The sequence below is a fragment of the Streptomyces sp. SP18CS02 genome, from assembly GCF_036322365.1.
Taxonomy (GTDB): domain Bacteria; phylum Actinomycetota; class Actinomycetes; order Streptomycetales; family Streptomycetaceae; genus Streptomyces.
In genome coordinates this window covers 13801-29196 of sequence record NZ_JAQYXC010000244.1, presented here as the reverse complement: position 1 = coordinate 29196, position 15396 = coordinate 13801, and the positions used below count along the sequence as shown (strand labels likewise).

General features: G+C 73.3%; 12 protein-coding genes and 1 pseudogene. 3 read left to right on the top strand and 10 right to left on the bottom strand.

From position 1 onward, the window contains the following. Positions 1–33 precede the first annotated feature (33 nt). From PUR26_RS02680 to PUR26_RS02670, 3 genes are all read right to left on the bottom strand, one after another. Positions 34–324 carry a zinc finger domain-containing protein gene (locus tag PUR26_RS02680; protein WP_329868728.1) on the bottom strand — a complete coding sequence of 97 codons (291 nt, stop codon included), beginning with the start codon at positions 322–324 and terminating at the stop codon, positions 34–36. A 293-nt stretch (positions 325–617) separates the two neighbouring features. Beyond that, a complete protein-coding gene (locus PUR26_RS02675) occupies positions 618–959 on the bottom strand; it encodes a GNAT family N-acetyltransferase (RefSeq protein WP_329868726.1) in 342 nt (113 codons plus the stop codon). 680 nt (positions 960–1639) lie between these two features. Next, the gene (locus PUR26_RS02670; RefSeq protein WP_329868724.1) at positions 1640–2611 is read right to left on the bottom strand and encodes a pirin family protein; all 972 of its coding nucleotides are present in this window, start codon (positions 2609–2611) and stop codon (positions 1640–1642) included. Between the two features lie 125 nt (positions 2612–2736). Between PUR26_RS02670 and PUR26_RS02665 the strand changes: the two genes are divergently transcribed. Beyond that, on the top strand, positions 2737–3225 hold the full coding sequence (locus tag PUR26_RS02665) for a carboxymuconolactone decarboxylase family protein (RefSeq protein ID WP_329868723.1): 489 nt from the start codon (positions 2737–2739) through the stop codon (positions 3223–3225). A gap of 73 nt (positions 3226–3298) precedes the next feature. On the opposite strand, the gene PUR26_RS02660 is transcribed toward PUR26_RS02665, so the two are convergent. Beyond that, positions 3299–4519, bottom strand: coding sequence for an MFS transporter (locus PUR26_RS02660; protein ID WP_329868721.1), 1221 nt, complete (start codon positions 4517–4519; stop codon positions 3299–3301). Between the two features lie 54 nt (positions 4520–4573). Between PUR26_RS02660 and PUR26_RS02655 the strand changes: the two genes are divergently transcribed. Next, positions 4574–5317: a helix-turn-helix transcriptional regulator gene (locus PUR26_RS02655; protein WP_329868719.1), complete on the top strand. Its 744-nt coding sequence runs from the start codon at positions 4574–4576 to the stop codon at positions 5315–5317. A 132-nt stretch (positions 5318–5449) separates the two neighbouring features. Here PUR26_RS02655 and PUR26_RS02650 read toward each other — a convergent pair whose 3' ends face one another. From PUR26_RS02650 to PUR26_RS02640, 3 genes are all read right to left on the bottom strand, one after another. Continuing rightward, positions 5450–6460 (bottom strand): glutathione S-transferase family protein, encoded by a 1011-nt coding sequence (locus tag PUR26_RS02650; protein ID WP_443076945.1) that lies wholly within the window; start codon positions 6458–6460, stop codon positions 5450–5452. Between the two features lie 249 nt (positions 6461–6709). After that, on the bottom strand, positions 6710–7645 hold the full coding sequence (locus PUR26_RS02645) for a GNAT family N-acetyltransferase (protein WP_329868717.1): 936 nt from the start codon (positions 7643–7645) through the stop codon (positions 6710–6712). A gap of 370 nt (positions 7646–8015) precedes the next feature. Next, positions 8016–9719 (bottom strand): sigma-70 family RNA polymerase sigma factor, encoded by a 1704-nt coding sequence (locus PUR26_RS02640; RefSeq protein ID WP_329868715.1) that lies wholly within the window; start codon positions 9717–9719, stop codon positions 8016–8018. A 378-nt stretch (positions 9720–10097) separates the two neighbouring features. Between PUR26_RS02640 and PUR26_RS02635 the strand changes: the two genes are divergently transcribed. Continuing rightward, positions 10098–10793 carry a DUF4232 domain-containing protein gene (locus tag PUR26_RS02635; RefSeq protein ID WP_329868713.1) on the top strand — a complete coding sequence of 232 codons (696 nt, stop codon included), beginning with the start codon at positions 10098–10100 and terminating at the stop codon, positions 10791–10793. Between the two features lie 304 nt (positions 10794–11097). On the opposite strand, the pseudogene PUR26_RS02630 reads toward PUR26_RS02635, so the two are convergent. The 3 genes and pseudogenes from PUR26_RS02630 to PUR26_RS02620 form a co-directional block, all read right to left on the bottom strand. Next, positions 11098–11547 (bottom strand): annotated as a pseudogene (locus tag PUR26_RS02630) (glycosyltransferase); the annotation flags it as partial. A gap of 97 nt (positions 11548–11644) precedes the next feature. Further along, on the bottom strand, positions 11645–12307 hold the full coding sequence (locus PUR26_RS02625) for a flavin reductase family protein (RefSeq protein WP_329868711.1): 663 nt from the start codon (positions 12305–12307) through the stop codon (positions 11645–11647). A gap of 90 nt (positions 12308–12397) precedes the next feature. After that, on the bottom strand, positions 12398–15232 hold the full coding sequence (locus tag PUR26_RS02620) for an AfsR/SARP family transcriptional regulator (RefSeq protein ID WP_329868709.1): 2835 nt from the start codon (positions 15230–15232) through the stop codon (positions 12398–12400). Between the last annotated feature and the right edge of the window lie 164 nt (positions 15233–15396).

Here is a 15396-nt window from a genome sequence, read left to right as displayed (position 1 = left end):
GGCCCGAGGTCACCACCCCGATGGCGCTCGCGATCACCGGACCGGCGCCGCGAGGAGCGGGACCAGCGTCGTGCCCTCCAGATGTGCCCGGTGCGCCCGCCGCCGCTCGTTGTGGACGCTCCTGCGTGCCCGGCACAGTTCACCGGCGGGCACGTGACAGGAGGGGCACGGCACGGAGAACGCGCCGTGCCGGTAGAGCCGCAGGGTCTCGTAGATGCCGTCGAGAGTCGCGTCGAGGATGGCTCCCCCCGTGCCCTCGGGCTTCCGGGACGGCACGGACGCCGGTATCGGACCAGTGATACGGACAGCGGTGGGGGTGCTCATGGAGGGGCATCTCCTCGCGGCAGGGCATAGGCGGGCGGGCGTCGAAGTCCTCACCCACCGTCACGTCGAACCGCTGGTACCCACTACGGCGCGATGTATCACTCCCTGTCGGTCTCTTGACCGCGGGAGCGGTGGTGGAATCGCTCCCCCGTCCGCGCGGATCAGACGGGCGCGGTGACGGCCGGGAGGCCAGGGGACACGGCACCCTGGCACCGGCGGCGACCACTGCTCGCCCGCCCCACCCCTCTCCCGCGCCATTCGGAAGAGGGGGCGGAAATCCGCGGAACACGCGGTCAGCGCGTCAGCACGGTGTCCAGCCACTGCAGGACCTCGGGAGTGACGGGGTCGGTGATGTCGGCGAACTCGTCGTGCTTCCTGAGGAACTTCGCCACATAGGGGCAGACCGGCACGACGCGCTTCCCGCTGTTCCGTACGTCGTTCAGCGCATTCCGGACGAGGGTCGAGGCCAGACCCTGTCCGGCAAAGGCGTCGTCGATCTCGGTGTGATGGAATACGCGCTGCTCGTCACGGTCGCGGTAGGCGGTGAAGCCGGCGCTCGTGCCGTCGACCAGGATCTCGTAGCGATGCCTGGGGTCCACCTGCCGGACCGTCGGAGCCGCCGCGGGGTGCGTCATCGTGTGCCTTGCCTTTCTCAGTGGGGCTTCCGGTACCTACGCGGTGTGATGGTGGCACGGGGCAGGGCGGGCGCGGGAGGGCGGCCCACCGGTTCGCCGGTCGGCGGGCAGGTGTGACCTCGCGGGCTGCGGGAAGGGGTGGGTCAGGACCCCGTCGTGTCTCCCCCGTCGCGACGGGGTCCGTGCCCGCCTCGCGGTCCTCGGCACGCCCTGCCCACCCCCGCACGATCAACGTTCCCCGATGCCGTTCGTCCACGGCGCGGCCGCGCCCGTCACGCCGGACCCCTCGGCCGACCCGTCCGACGCCACGCTGCGCGTCAGGACGTGCGCCCGGTCGTGGAGGCGTCCGTGTGGATCGGGCGGCGTGTGGATCGGGTGGGTGGCGGCTCGGCGGGGCGCGCGACGCCGACGTGTCCGGCCTGATGGCGCGCACGACGTCGGCGCGGCCGGGGAGAGGCCGTGAGCGCGTCCGGCCCGGCGACTCCGTGACGAGGTCGTCGTGGTCACCGGCGCCGCCCGCGGCCAGGGCGCCCGCGGGGGCCGGTGCCCTCGTCCGGGAGGGCACACGCGTCATCGCCACCGATGTCGAGTCCGCGAGCTGCTGCCGCCCCCTCGGCCGCGGCAGGGAGAGGCCGCGACGCTCGGGCCCCCGCAAGGGAGCCGGAGCCGCCACGGCGGTGTCATCGCAGCCTTCCGCGCGGCTTGAGAGCCACGGACGGGAGTTCGGGAGCGGGGAGCCGGTCGCCGTCGTAGCCCTGCACCTCGCCGAAACGGATGCCCTCCATCCAGTCCCTCCGCGCCTCCTCGATGTCCTCGTGGGACCGTCCGATGAAGTTCCACCACATGACGATCTCCTCCTCGAACGGCGTTCCTCCGATCAGGATCGCGCGGGCGGGTTCGTCCGATTCGTTCGTCAGCGTCAGTTCGTGCCTCCCGGCGGCGAGAAAGCCCAGTTCGGCCGGGCGCAGCAGGGTCGCCGCCACCCGGACGTCCCCCCGGTCGACGAGGAGGCCGTGTTCGAAGGCGGAGTCGAGGGACAGGGTCGCCGTGGCGCCCGGGCCGAGGACGACCTCGGCGCCGAGCAGGGGCGTGAAGGTACGGACCGGGGAGGTGATTCCGGCGAGCGTGCCCAGGAAGACCCTGACGTCCGCACCGCCCACCCGTACGACCTCGGGCACGTGGTGCTGGAAGTCCCGCGCCGCGTTGCGGTGTTCCTCGGGCAGCGCCACCCACAACTGCATCCCGTGCAGGACGGTGGTCCGCCGGGTCGAGACCTCCGAGTGGCTGATGCCGTGGCCGCCCGTCATGAGGTTGAGCTCGCCCGGACGCACGTACGCGTGGCTGCCGAGGCTGTCCCGGTGCTCGATCTCCCCGCTGAACAGCCAGCTCACCGTCTGCAGTCCGGTGTGCGGATGGGGTGCGACGTCCATGCCGCCCGTGTCGGCGACGTCGTCGGGGCCGTAGTGGTCGATGAAGCACCAGGCTCCGATCAGAGTGCGGGACCGCTGCGGGAGCGTACGCCGTACCGTCATCGCCCTCGGACCGCCCAGGGGGACGTCCCGCGGAGGGAGCACATCGACCGCCGGCCCACGCCCGCCGGATTCCGTGGATCCGCCGCGCGGCTCGGTGGGTTCCCTCTCGACGTCGCTCATCGAACGTCCCTCTCCCTCGAATTGATTGCATATTCAACAACTGTGCCCGATGATAAGCCTCGGGCGCCCGTCAGGCGCACGGCGGAACGTACGAGGGTCCGGGACGGCCCGTGGAGGAGTGCGGCTTGAGTGACACGCAGGCGGGTTCGGTGGACAGGCGGGTCCATGTCGACAAGCAGAGCCCCAAGGCCTACCGGGCGTTGGCCGGGACGGCCGAGGCGGTCCGTGAGGTGGCCGCCGAAGCGGGGCTGGACCGCGCCCTGGTGGAACTGGTCAACCTCCGGGTGTCGCAGATCAACGGCTGCGCCTACTGTCTCGACGTCCACACCCGCGCCGCGCTGAGGGCCGGCGAGACCACCCGGCGCCTGGGGGTGCTGGCCGCCTGGCGCGACACTCAGCTGTTCACCGCACGGGAACGCGCGGCGCTCGCCCTCGCCGAGGCGACCACCCGGCCCGCGGACGCCCTCGCGCAGGAGAGCGCCTACGACGCGGCGCGCCGGGACCTTGACGAGGACGAGATCTCGGCGGTGATCTGGGTGGCGATCACCATCAACGCGTTCAACCGGGTCTCCATCATGAGCAAGCATCCCGTGCGTGCCGTCCCCCACCAGTGACGGCGGCCCGGCGACCAGCGGGAGGTTCCGGGCGCGGCCGCGCGGGTGGGCGGCGTCGGTCGATCCGCTCGGGTCAGCGGTGGTCGGGCCGGGTGGGAGAGGCGGCGACAGCGCTGTCGCCTCCCGGCACAGGCGTCACGGTCCCGGACCGTGACGGTGGGACCGGTTCGGGGAGCGTACGGAACAGCAGCCAGCCCAGGGCGGGCATCAGTACGAGTGGCGCCAGGGCGGTCCGCAGGGATGTCGCGTCGGCGACGCAGCCGATGAGGGGACTCACCAGACCGCCGATGCTGACGGCGAGACCGAGCGTGATGCCGCCGGCTGTGCCGACTCGCGAGGGCAGATAGTCCTGGCCGAGCGTGACCTGGAGCGAGAACGGGACGTACAGGCCGATCGAGGTCGCCGCCACGAACAGGTACAGGGCGGGGCCCGGCACGAACACCACGCCCGCGACCGACCCGACCGTCACCAGACAGGACCAGCGGCAGACGGTGACCCGGTCCCAGCGGTCGGCCAGCGCGCCGCCCAGCACGGAGCCCACCGCGCCGCCGAGGTAGAGCACGAGCAGCGCCGCGGTGCCGGCCGCCGTACTGCCGGCCATGCGCTCCTTGGCGTACAGGGAGATGAAGGTGCCCAGGCCGATGAAGACGATCGACCGGCACACGACGGCCAGCGAGAGCTTCACGAACGACGCCTTGTCGTCCCCACCGGTCGTCACCGCCGCACCCGGCCCGGGCGGCTGCCGCCGCTCCAGCGCGCGCAGCACGGGCACACACAGCACGCTCCCCACCAGCGCCGGCAGCACCAGCAGCGGCGTCAGGGCCAGGCCACCGCCGGCGACCACGGTGGTGACCAGGAGCGGGGCCGTCGCAAAACCGAGATTGCCGCCGAGCGAGAACCAGCCCATCGCCCTGTGGCCGCTGCCCCCGGCCACGAGCCGGGCGACCCGGGCGGACTCGGGATGGTAGGCGGCCACGCCGACACCGGACAACGCCACGAACGCGAGAGTCAGCGCATAGGAGCCGCTCACCCCGCTCAGCGCGACGCCCAGACCGCCCAGCAGCATGCCGGCCGGCAGCAGCCAGGGCATCGGCCACCGGTCGGTGAGCGCGCCGAACAGCGGCTGCACCACCGACGACAGCAGCGAGGCGGCGAGCACGACGCCCGAGACGGCGGCGTAGTCGTACGCCCGCTCGGCGACGAAGAACGGCACCAGGGAGGCCACGGCGCCCTGGTACACGTCGACGCAGGCGTGTCCGACGGAGAGCAGGGTGATCGACGCATTCTTTCGCACCCCGTCATCGTCGGCGGTGTTCCCTGTGTCGCGCTCCCGATAAACTGCCAGACGATGACGCCTATCCGCCACGAGCCGGTCGCCCCGACCCGTTCCCAGTGGCTGGCTCCCGGCGCCGCGATCGACGCCCACCGGCACGACGACCACCAGATCGTGTACGCCGGCCTCGGAGTGCTGGCCGTCACCACCAGCGCCGGTTCCTGGGTCGCCCCGGGCACTCGCGCCATCTGGGTACCGGCCGGCACCGTCCACGCCCATCAGGCCCACGGCGAACTGGAACTGCACCTGGTGGGGCTGCCCGTGAGCGAGAACCCGCTCGCCCTGGACACCCCGACGGTGCTCGCCGTGGGCCCGCTGCTGCGCGAACTGATCGTCGCCTACACCCGGGCCCCGGGCGACCACAGGCCCGAACGGGTCCGGCTGCGGGCCGTCCTGCTCGACCAGCTGCGGGCCTCGCCCCAGCAGCCGCTGCACCTGCCCGCACCGACCACGCCCCTGCTGCGCGCGCTGTGCGACATCCTGCGCGCCGATCCGTCCGACGGCCGTACCCTCGCCGAGCTGGGACGGCAGGTCGGGGCCAGCGACCGCACCCTGTCCCGGCAGTTCCGCGCCGACGTCGGCATGACGTTCCCGCAGTGGCGCACCCAGCTGCGGCTCCATCACGCGCTCGTCCTGCTGGCGCGGGACATGCCGGTCACCGCGGTCGCGCACCGGTGCGGGTGGTCGTCCGTCAGCGCCTTCATCGACGTCTTCCGTCGTGCCTTCGGCCACACACCGGGCGCGCACCGCGGGGGCTGACGGCCCCCGGGATTCCCCCGTTCCCCCTTCTGGCGGACACCCCGCGCCGGACCGCCGGCCTGCCGACGGGCCGCTGGGGTCCGCCGGCAGGCCTCTGCGCGCTGCCGCGTGCCCCTGGGCCCGGTCGACGGCTCAGGTGGTGAGGGGGGTGTGGCCGACCGGTACCGCCTCCTCGGGTGCGACCGGCCCGGGAGGCGTGCCGTCGCCGAAGGGCCGGCCGCCCAGTGACGCACGGTCGTGCGGTTCGAGCCAGCCCGACAGGTCCGGGCCGGTCGGCACGATCCCGGTCGGGTTGATGTCCCGGTGGACCAGGTAGTAGTGCCGCTTGATGTGCTCGAAGTCGACCGTGTCGCCGAAGCCGGGCGTCTGGAACAGGTCTCGTGCGTAGGCCCACAGGACCGGCATCTCGGACAGCTTCTGCCGGTTGCACTTGAAGTGACCGTGGTAGACGGCGTCGAAGCGCACGAGCGTGGTGAACAGCCGCACGTCCGCCTCGGTGATGGTGTCACCGACGAGGTAGCGGGACTCCCGGAGCCGGTGCGAGAGCCAGTCGAGACGGGTGAACAGCCGCTCGTACGCGGAGTCGTACGCCTCCTGCGTCCCGGCGAACCCGGCGCGGTAGACACCGTTGTTCACGTCCTTGTAGACCACCTCGTTCACCGCGTCGATCTCCGCCCGCAGCGCCGGGGGGTAGAGCTGCGGGGCGCCGTCGCGGTGGTACGGCTCCCACTGGGTCGACAGGTCGATCGTGATCTGCGGGACGTCGTTGGTCGCGACCTCGCCGGTCCGCACGTCGACGATCGCCGGCACGGTGATGCCCCGGTCGTACTCGGGGTCGCGGGCGAAATAGGCGTCCTGGAGCCGCTCGATGCCCAGGACGGGGTCGCGGCCACCGGGGTCCAGGTCGAACGTCCAGCTGCGTTCGTCGTGCGTGGGACCGGCGATCGCCATCGACAGCGCCGGTTCCAGCCCGAGCAGCCGCCGTACGACGACCGCCCGGCTGGCCCATGGGCAGGCGCGGCTCACCACCAGCCGGTAGCGACCCGGCTCCACCTCGAAGCCGTCCTGCCCGTCGGCGGTGATCCGGGTGTCGATGTAGCGGCTGTCACGGGAGTAACCCCCGCCGGGGTTCACATAGCTCACACATGACGGCCTACCCGGGAACAACCGCGCCGAACGCCACGGAACGCTCACACGGGAAGCGGCTACCCGGATGGCCTACGCGGCACGGGTCTCCCCATCCCGGCCCCGGCCGACGCCCCCGGAGCGGACACCGCTCCGCGCGCCGACGGGGGCCTCGGCTCGGCGCCGCTGTCGAAGGCGGGGCCGGGAGGGGACGCGGATCTCCTCGCGGCGCCCCTCCCCCGACCGTACGGGCGACGGCTCGCCGGCTCAGCGCGGAGGGCTCTCCAGGACGAGACGGATCTCCGTCACCTCGTAACCCGCGCGGTCGAAGGCGGCCGCCATGGGGATGTTGACGGTGTCCGTCGTGGCCGTCACGCGGTCGGCCCCCTCAGCCGCGTGGAACCGGGTGATCTCCGCGAGGACTTCGTCGATCAGGCCCTGTCCGCGCTGCTCCGGGACGATGCCGAGGTAGCCGACGTTCCGGTGGTAGGGGGTCGCGGAGGGGATGGCCATGCCTGCCAGCGTGCCGTCCGGCAGGTGGGCGAGGCGCCACCAGGAGCGTTCGCCGGGGCAGTCGAGGTAGAACTCGATGTCCTCATGGGCCAGTTGCTCGGCGTCCATCGAGCGGAGCTCGTTGCGCGTATGCAGATCCAGGCTCCCGGAGGACAGCCGGACGAAGGCGTCGAGGAACTCCTCGTCCGTCGCCTCCCGGAAGACCAGTCTCCCCTCGGCCCCGGGGATCCCCGCAGCCGGTGTCCACTCGTAGCGCAGGCGCTCGATCTCGCTGCTCAGACCAGCCATCCGAGCCGCCTCCCGGCGCCAGGACACCGCCTCGGCCAACTCCGGCGTGCTCCGCCAGTCGCGGGGCAGCGAGATGTTGTAGCCGGGAAGGGCCCCGAATGCCTCATGGCCGGCGGCGAGCAACCCGGCGGCCACGGCGGCCGGGTCGGCCACGGCGGAGCGGACCTGGAGGCAGTCCAGCGCGATGGGCCGGGTGCTGTCGGCGCGGCCCCACCACAGGGCGCGGGCCAGGATCTCCCCGTCCTCGTCCTCGGCGAACCAGATCCACTCGGGACGGAACTGATTGTCCGCGAGCTCCTCCCGGATCCTTTCGGCGGTCAGGGCGGGGACGGGGCCGTCGGCCGGATAGGCGATGGCGCGGTCGAGGTCGGTGGGGTCTGCGGTGGCAGCACGGAAGAGCATAGGGTCATGATCACACCCTGCATCAGCCCTGACCAGGACTTTTCCGTCCGGCTCAGGAACACTCCGTGCCCGTGCCCCGCTCCTGTCACCCGGCCGGGAGCGGCGATCACCACCCGGCGGGACCGCCGAGTGCCGCCGGGGAGGTGCGGCGGCGCCGACCAGGAGGTCCGCGCTGCCGCCGGGGCCGCCCTGTGCGGGCGGCCGCGACGCGGATCCCGGCGTCCGGGGCGGGGCCGGGGATTTCGACACCGGCGGGGCCCGCCGCTTGGGTGGGGCCCGCCGGCATGACCGCGCGTGCGGCGGCGCGGTGGGTCCGGCGTCCGCCCGCCGACCGCCCGGCACCCAAGCGTCGCCGGGAAGGCCCAGAGCCTCAGAAGCCGAACACCTGGGTCCAGGTCCAGTCCTTCGTCACCACACCGAGGCCCATCTTGGTCAGGGAGCAGTTGAGGATGTTCTCGCGGTGGCCCTGCGAGTTCATCCAGGAGTCCATCACCTGGGCGGAGGAGCTCTGCCCACGGGCGATGTTCTCGGCACCGGGACTTTCGAAGCCCTGTGCGCGGGCCCGGTCGGCGAAGCTGCGCCCGTCCTGGCTGGTGTGGGAGAAGTAGCCATTGCCGGACATGTCCTCGCTGTGGAGCTGTGCGGCCCGGGTGAGACGGGAGTCGAGGGTCACGGCGGGACACCCCGCCTCGGCCCGCTCGGCGTTGGTGATCGCCAGGACCTTCTCGGCCGTGCTGCCCGCGGGGTTCACCGGGGCCGCCGGCGTGGTGCGGGGTCTGCTCGGCTTCTGCTTCGACGGCGTCGGACGCGGCGCGGCGGTGGTCGGCGCCGCGGAGGACTTCGTGGGCGACGCGCTGGGGCTGGGAGAGGCGGACTTGGTGGGCGAGGGGGACGGCGATGCCGAAGCGGTGGGCGAGGGCTGGACGGAGCCGGTCGACGGCACGGCGGGGGCCGATTCGGTGGCGGACGCCGACGTCACGGATTCCGCCTTCTCGTCCGGCGACAGCAAGGAGATCCCGACGACCGTTCCTCCCCCGATCAGCAGCGCGGCCGCCGCGGCCACGGTGATCGCACGGCGCCGCTGCCGTATTCGGCGCCGCCGGCGACCGAGCAGCCGGCCCTCGGCGACCTGGCCGATGACCGCGGTGCCGTCACCGGACGCTCCGGCCGGGACCGCCGGGTCCGCCGGGTCCGCCGGGTCCGCCGGGTCGCGGCCGCCGCCCGGCACGGCGTGGCCGACCGCGTCCAGGGCCGCCGTCCCGCTGCCGGGCGCACCCGCGGTCCCGAGCGCGGCCAGCCCCGCCAGCACCCCGGCCATCGGCACCAGGCCGAAGCCCACCAACAGCCCCTCGGCGGGTACGAGTCCCGCCCCGAAACCGGAGCAGACCGTGCAGTCACGCGCGTGGCGCGCGACCCGCTTGCGCCACAGCGCCGACGGGGCCCCGTCCCAGGCCGCGATCACCTCGTCCAGCAGCACGCAGCGGGGCACCGCGGACAGCGCCCGCACCACCACCCGGGCCGTCTCCAACTGCGCCTTCATCCGTTGCACGCGGACCGCCGCGTGCTGCGGGGACAGTTCCAGCGCCGCGGCCACCTCGGCCCGGCCGAGCTCGCCCGCCGCCTCAAGCCACCACAGGGACAGCAGCGCGCGGTCGTCGGCGTCCAGCCAGCGGGTGGCCTCGGCCACTTCCCGGCGCTGGCCCTCCAGCCCGAGCCGCACGATCGTCAGATCCACGAAGTCCGCGCCCGGGTCGGCCACGTCGTACGCGTCCTCCAGGCCGGAACCGGCCGGTCCGGCCCGGTGGGTCTGCCAGTGGCCGCGTATCTGGTTCATCGTGATGGCCACCAGCCAGGACCGGAAGCGTTCCGGGTCGTCCAGTGATGCGAGACCGCCGAGCGCGCGGATCATGGTCTCCTGCACCACGTCGTCGACATCGGCGTGCCTGTTCAGTGCCCGCCCCACGATGTTGTAGACGAGCGGCAGATACGCGGCGACCAGCTCGTCCTGCGCCCGCTGGTCGCCGCGTCGTGCCGCCTCGACCACCGCGCTGTTGTGTTCCCTGCTCGCGCCCACGCCTGTCCACGCTCCTTGTCGGCCCCGTCTGTCCCATCTGACACAGGGGAGACCGTTCGGCCGGGGGCGAGATAACAGAAAGTGTGCCGCAATCCTGTCCGTGCGCCCTTCGGGAGGGTGTCGCCCGTCCGAACTCGACCGCTCTGGCCGTTTCACCGGGATTCAGCATGAGATCGCATCTCTCGCTCCCCTTTGCCACGGACGCCGCGCGGAAGGGGCCGTCCGTTCGCACCCCCCTGACGTCCCCGTACCACGCACCGCTCGGCGGTGACAGCGAGACGTCAGCGGCACGTCAGCGGAACGTCAGGGCGGCGGACGAAGCTGTGAAGCGAACCAGATGCCGCACATGGCATCGACACTTCAAACGGGGAGCACCACATGCGTACCACCATCCGTCGCCCTGCCGCGCTCGTCGCGACCGCTGTCGCCACCCTCAGCCTGACGCTCACGGCCTGCGGCGGTGGCGATGCGAAGGCCGAAGGGGCTGCCCGGACCGCCCCGTCCCCCAAGGCCACCGTCGCGAAGAAGCCCGCCACCGCGCCGGGCCAGGCGGACAGCACCGGTTCCGGCGACGCGGGCGCCGACCCCGTCGCCCCCGCCACGCAGACCGGAGCCAAGAAGAAGGCCGGCGGCAGCGCCGCACGTACCTGCACCGTCGACGACGTGAACATCTCCGCGGCCAAGCAGGAGGGCGTCCCCACCACGCACCTCACGCTGACCGCGACGAACGTGTCGGGCTCGGCCTGCACGCTGCTCCAGTACCCCCTGATCGCGTTCGGCGACGTCCCGCAGACGGCCAAGGACGTTCCGCCCGTCGCCAAGAGCAAGCCGGCCGGTCCGATCGTCCTGAACGCCGGCACCCCGGCCTACGCCGCCGTGCGGATCAACGAGGGCGGCGTCGACGAGGAGACCCACGTCGTCACCTCCTTCTACGTGAACCTCTTCGCCGCCGACGGCCCCGCCGAGGGCGGCGAGTCCGTCGCCGCGCCCAAGGGCGGCATCGCGGTCGACGACGCGGTCGCGAAGACCGGCTACTGGACGTACGAACTGCGCAACGGAGCCGACGAGTTCTGAGCCGCCGTCCCCCGCGGTGCTCCACTCGTCCACGCGGAACGCCTCCCCCGGTCCGAAAGGCCTGGGGGAGGCGTTCCGCGTGGAAGCGTGCGACAGCCGGTCACGATCACCCATCCGCCCGGAGCCGGCCCCGGCCCCGGCCGACGGCGGGTACGGCAGCGACGCGCCCGGCGCGCGATGGGCTTTCGGGCCCCCGCAGCTCCGAGGGACGGGTGCCCGTCGGCCGACTTCCGGTGTTCCGCCCGCCGGGTCGCCGCGCACCACTGTCCCGACGGCGGCCCGAGCCGGCGGCGGCCCGCCGGGCTCACACGCCGCCCACGGGGCGGCCCGCTCCGGGAGGGCCGGCGGGAACGCCCGTCGCGCGGGCCCGGCTCCGCGCGTCGGAACGGTGCCGTCCCCCGGCCATCCGCCGGACGGCTTCGACGGCCGCGCCCGCTCCGTCCTCGGCCGCCATGTGCTGTCCGGCCGTGGTGGCGGCGCGGGCGTACGTCTGCTGCTTCACGACACGGTCGAGTGCGTCGGCGAGCCGTTCGGCGCTGAGGCGGCGGAAGGGAATCGGATCGGTGGCGGCGCCGATCGACGCCAGTCGCCCGGACCAGAACGGCTGGTCGGCGGTCACCGGCACGGTGACCGCCGGCACTCCGGCGCGCAGCGCGGCCGCCGAGGTGCCCGCCCCCGCGTGGTGGACCACTGCGGCCAGCCGGGGGAACAGCAGGGCGTGCGGGACGTCCCCGATGGTGAGGACGTCGTCCGCGTCGGGTCGTCGGCGGGACGGGCCGGGGGCCACCCGGCCCGTCCGGGGCCAAAAGCAGGGCCGGGCATCACCCGCCCGGCCGGCCGGCGAGTCGGCGTCAGATCGCGGTCGCAGGGGTGCGCGGGGTCCGGGTGCGGTAGGAGTGTCCGAGCTCCGGACCGAGACCGAAGTAGTGGCGGAAGTTGTACACGAGGGGGCTCCAGGCGGCGGGGTCGACATGGTCGGTGCCGGGGACGACGATCGCGGGGTCGGCGTGGACCTTCAGCACGACGGCCTCGACGATGACGCACTCCCCCGAGACGTCAGGTCGCACCCGCTCGGCGCGGGCCTCGAACTGGAGAGGGCACTCGGCGACCCGGGGCGGCCGGACCGTGCGGGAGGGCGCGGCGCGCAGGCCGGCCGCGGTGAATTTGTCGGACTCGAAGCGGCAGTCCTCCGGCTTGCCCGGAGGCACCGGGTTCCGGCCGGTCAGCGGCGCGAGTCGCTCCACCGCGGGCCACAGCGCGGGAGCGGGCAGATTGACGACCAGGTCGGGACGGTCACAGAGGTTCTGGGCGGACTGCCCCTCCCGGCCCAGGCCGAGCACGACAGTGCTGCCGAGCGCCCAGGCGGAGGACATGGGAGCGAGGTTGAACGAGCCGTTCTCGTTCTCCGTCGTGAGGAGGACCACGGGAGTCCCGAAGTACAGGATGCTCGGCTCGATCGCGATGTGGGCGTCCTCTGCCTCGACGGGCAGGGCACTGAGAGGTGCGGTGTTCATGGTGGGGAGCGTAGGAGCCGGACCCTTCGGCCTCCGCCGAAGTGTGGGACGCGCCGGCGGAGGCCGGACGGGCGGTTCACCGGTGGCGGCTCAGGGTTCGAGGGCGGCGGGCGGGGTCTTCGTACCGGACACGGTCCGCGGGCCGCTCTCGGGGAGACGGCTGAGCCTGTCGCGCAGTTCGGTGCTCGCGGGGTGGCCGGTCTCGTCCGCGATCTCCAGGGCGTGGCGCCAGGCGAGCCGGGCCGCCTCGTCGTCCCCGACGGCGAGATGGGTGTCGCCGAGGTGGCCGAGGATCTCCGTCTCGCCGTAGCGGTCACCGACACTGCGATCCAGTTCCAGCGCACGCCGGTAGCAGTCGAGGGCTTGGGTGAACTCGCCCAGGTGGTGGTGCGCGTAGCCGAGGCTGTCCCATGCCCCGGCCTCACCGTGCGGGTCACCGGCCTCCCGGTTCAGGGCCACCGCCTCGGTGCAGTGGTGGAGCGCCGCTCGGTGATCGCCGAGCGTGCTGTGCAGCCAGCCGACGTTGTTGAGGGCCTTGGCCTGTCCGGCGCGGTGGCCGGCCTGCCGGTACAGCTCCAGAGCCTGCTCGGCGTGGCCGAGGGCCTCCCGCTGGCGCTCCTGCTGGTGGCACACCCAGCCCAGCCCCCGGTGGGTGTGGGCCTGGCTGACCCGGTCGCCGAGGCGCTCATAGAGCTCCAGGGCACGGTGGAAGTGGCGTCGGCCGTCGTCGAGCCGACCGGTCTGGGTATGGACGTTGCCGAGGCCGCGGTGTGCGGCCGCCTCCCAGGCACCTTCGCCCAGCCGTTGTGCCGCGTCGAGCGCGAGGTGCTGGCTCGTGGCCCAGTCGTGCCAGTGGCCCCGGTAGTCGAAGAACGTCTCAAGGGCCCGGGCCAGCCGGCAGACCTGGGCGTCCCGGCGTGTCCTGGCGGCCAGGTCGAGGGCGCCGAGCAGGGCGGGGTGTTCGGTGGTGAACCAGGCCAGGGCCTCGCCGTGGTCCGCGAGGTCCTGGGGTGTCACACCGGGCGGGACGGTCGTCACGCCGACGGGGTCCTGGTGGGGGTCCAGCTGTCGCGCGCCCGCGAGGGCGGTGTGCAGGTAGAAGTCCACCAGCCTGGTGAGCGCCTGGTCGTTGCCGTCGGCCGGTTCCCGCCGTGCCTGTTCGACCGCGTGGAGGCGGGCCAGGTCGTGCAGTCGGTAACGGCCGGGCGCGGGCTGCTGGACGAGGTGCGCGTTCTCCAGTTCCCGCAGCGCCGCCCGTACGGCGGCGATCGGCCGGGCGACGAGGCAGGCGACGGCGGCCTGACCGATCTCCGGGCCGGGTGCGATTCCCACGAGCCGGAGCACTTCCGCCGCACCGGCGGTCAGCGCGCGGTACGAGACCGTGAAGGCCGCGCGCACGCTGGCCGTCAGATCGCCCGCGTCGAGGGCGTCCAGCCGTGTCGACTCGTCCCTGAGTTCCTCGGCCAGCACGGCCAGCGGGAAGTCGGGGTGGGCGGCCGCGCGGGCACCCACCACGCTGATCGCCAGCGGCAGTCCCGCACAGTGCTCCAGCAGCGCGGCCACGGCTTCGGGCTCGGCCGCCGCCCGCTCCTGGCCCAGGTGGCGGGTCAGCAGTTCCGCCGCCTCGGGGGCGGTCAGCACGTCCAGTGTCAGGAGCCGGGCCCCGTGAGCGCTGGCCAGCCCGGCGAGCCGCCGACGGCTGGTGACCAGCACCGTGCAGCCGGCGCTCCCCGGGAGCAGCGCGGCCGCCTGCCCGGCGTCGGCGGCGTTGTCCAGCACGATCAGCATCCGGCGCCCCTGCACCAGGCTCCGGTACAGCCCCGTCTGCGCCTGTACGTCCAGCGGTACCGATCCGGATTCCACTCCCAGGGCGTCGAGGAACCCGCGCAGTGCCACGGCGGGCGCGACGGGCTGCCCCGAGGGGTCGAAGCCTCGCAGGTCCACGTACAACTGGCCGTCGGGGAAACGGTCGAGGTTCTGGTAGGCCCACTGCAGGGCCAGCCGCGTCTTGCCGACTCCCCCGCTGCCGCCGATCGCGGAGATCACCACCGGGCCGCCCGGCCGGTCCGCCGGGGCCAGGGCCTTGTCGAGCTCCGCGAGCTGCTGGTCCCGGCCGGTGAACCAGTACGGCGAGGAGGGGAGCTGGCGCGGGATCGGGGAGCCGTCCCCGGTGCGCGGGGGCGTGAGGGCCAGTGCGGGATCGCCGGTGAGTACGCGTTGGTGCAGTCGCTGCAGCGGTGCTCCGGGGTCGACTCCCAGTTCCTCCGCCAACCGCCGTCGCACGGCCTGGTAGTGGGTCAACGCGTCGGCGGGGCGGCCGCTGCGGTACAGGGCGAGGATGAGCTGGCCGGCGAGACGCTCGTCCAGCGGGTGTTCGCCGGTGCGGGCGGTGAGCGCGGGCAGCAGTTCGCCGTGCAGCCCGCGGCGCAGGCGAAGGTCCGTGTCGTCCAGTTCGACGGATAAGCGTTCCCGTTCCAGGGTGTGGCGCAGATCCGAGAACCAGGGTGTGTCCACGGTGGCGAACGGGGTGCCCCGCCAGAGCCGCAGGGCCCGCCGCGTCAGCTCGGCGGCCTGCCCGTCGTCCGCCGTCCGGGCCCGCGCGGCCAGATCACGGAAGCGGTGGAGGTCGACGGAGAGCGGGTCCGCCTCCAGGAGATAGCCCCCCGGCTGCCGTACGATCCGCACCTCGGCGGCGGACGCCAGCGCCTGGCGCAGCCGGGACAGATAGCCGTACAGCGTCCCTCTGGCCCGTTGTGGTGCCCGGTCCCCCCACACCCGGTCGACGAGCTCGTCGACCGGTACCGGCCGGTTGGTGTCGACGAGCAGGGCGGCCAGCACGGCCCGCTGACGGAGGTGCCCCACGTCCGCCGGACGGCCGTCCACGTGTGCCTCGATCGTGCCGAGCAATCCGAATTCCGCCACCATGCCGCCCCCTCCTCCGCGGTCATCGTAGCCACGGGACACCTGCCGTCCGCAGGTCGATCCAAGGTTTTCCCAAGGCTTCTTCCAGCCCCGACCGGTAGGAGGCCGCCTCCGCGGGACAGCGGAGGGCAGCACGCTCCTGGACGGTCGCGGGGCGGACCACGCCC

What these genes read in the sequence shown, in the direction of transcription:
- PUR26_RS02620 (WP_329868709.1), bottom strand. Translation starts at nt 15,232, where the DNA reads ATGGTGGCGGAATTCGGATTGCTCGGCACGATCGAGGCACACGTGGAC.
- PUR26_RS02635 (WP_329868713.1), top strand. Translation starts at nt 10,098, where the DNA reads ATGCGTACCACCATCCGTCGCCCTGCCGCGCTCGTCGCGACCGCTGTC.
- PUR26_RS02655 (WP_329868719.1), top strand. Translation starts at nt 4,574, where the DNA reads ATGACGCCTATCCGCCACGAGCCGGTCGCCCCGACCCGTTCCCAGTGG.
- PUR26_RS02670 (WP_329868724.1), bottom strand. Translation starts at nt 2,611, where the DNA reads ATGAGCGACGTCGAGAGGGAACCCACCGAGCCGCGCGGCGGATCCACG.
- PUR26_RS02675 (WP_329868726.1), bottom strand. Translation starts at nt 959, where the DNA reads ATGACGCACCCCGCGGCGGCTCCGACGGTCCGGCAGGTGGACCCCAGG.
- PUR26_RS02680 (WP_329868728.1), bottom strand. Translation starts at nt 324, where the DNA reads ATGAGCACCCCCACCGCTGTCCGTATCACTGGTCCGATACCGGCGTCC.
- PUR26_RS02625 (WP_329868711.1), bottom strand. Translation starts at nt 12,307, where the DNA reads ATGAACACCGCACCTCTCAGTGCCCTGCCCGTCGAGGCAGAGGACGCC.
- PUR26_RS02645 (WP_329868717.1), bottom strand. Translation starts at nt 7,645, where the DNA reads ATGCTCTTCCGTGCTGCCACCGCAGACCCCACCGACCTCGACCGCGCC.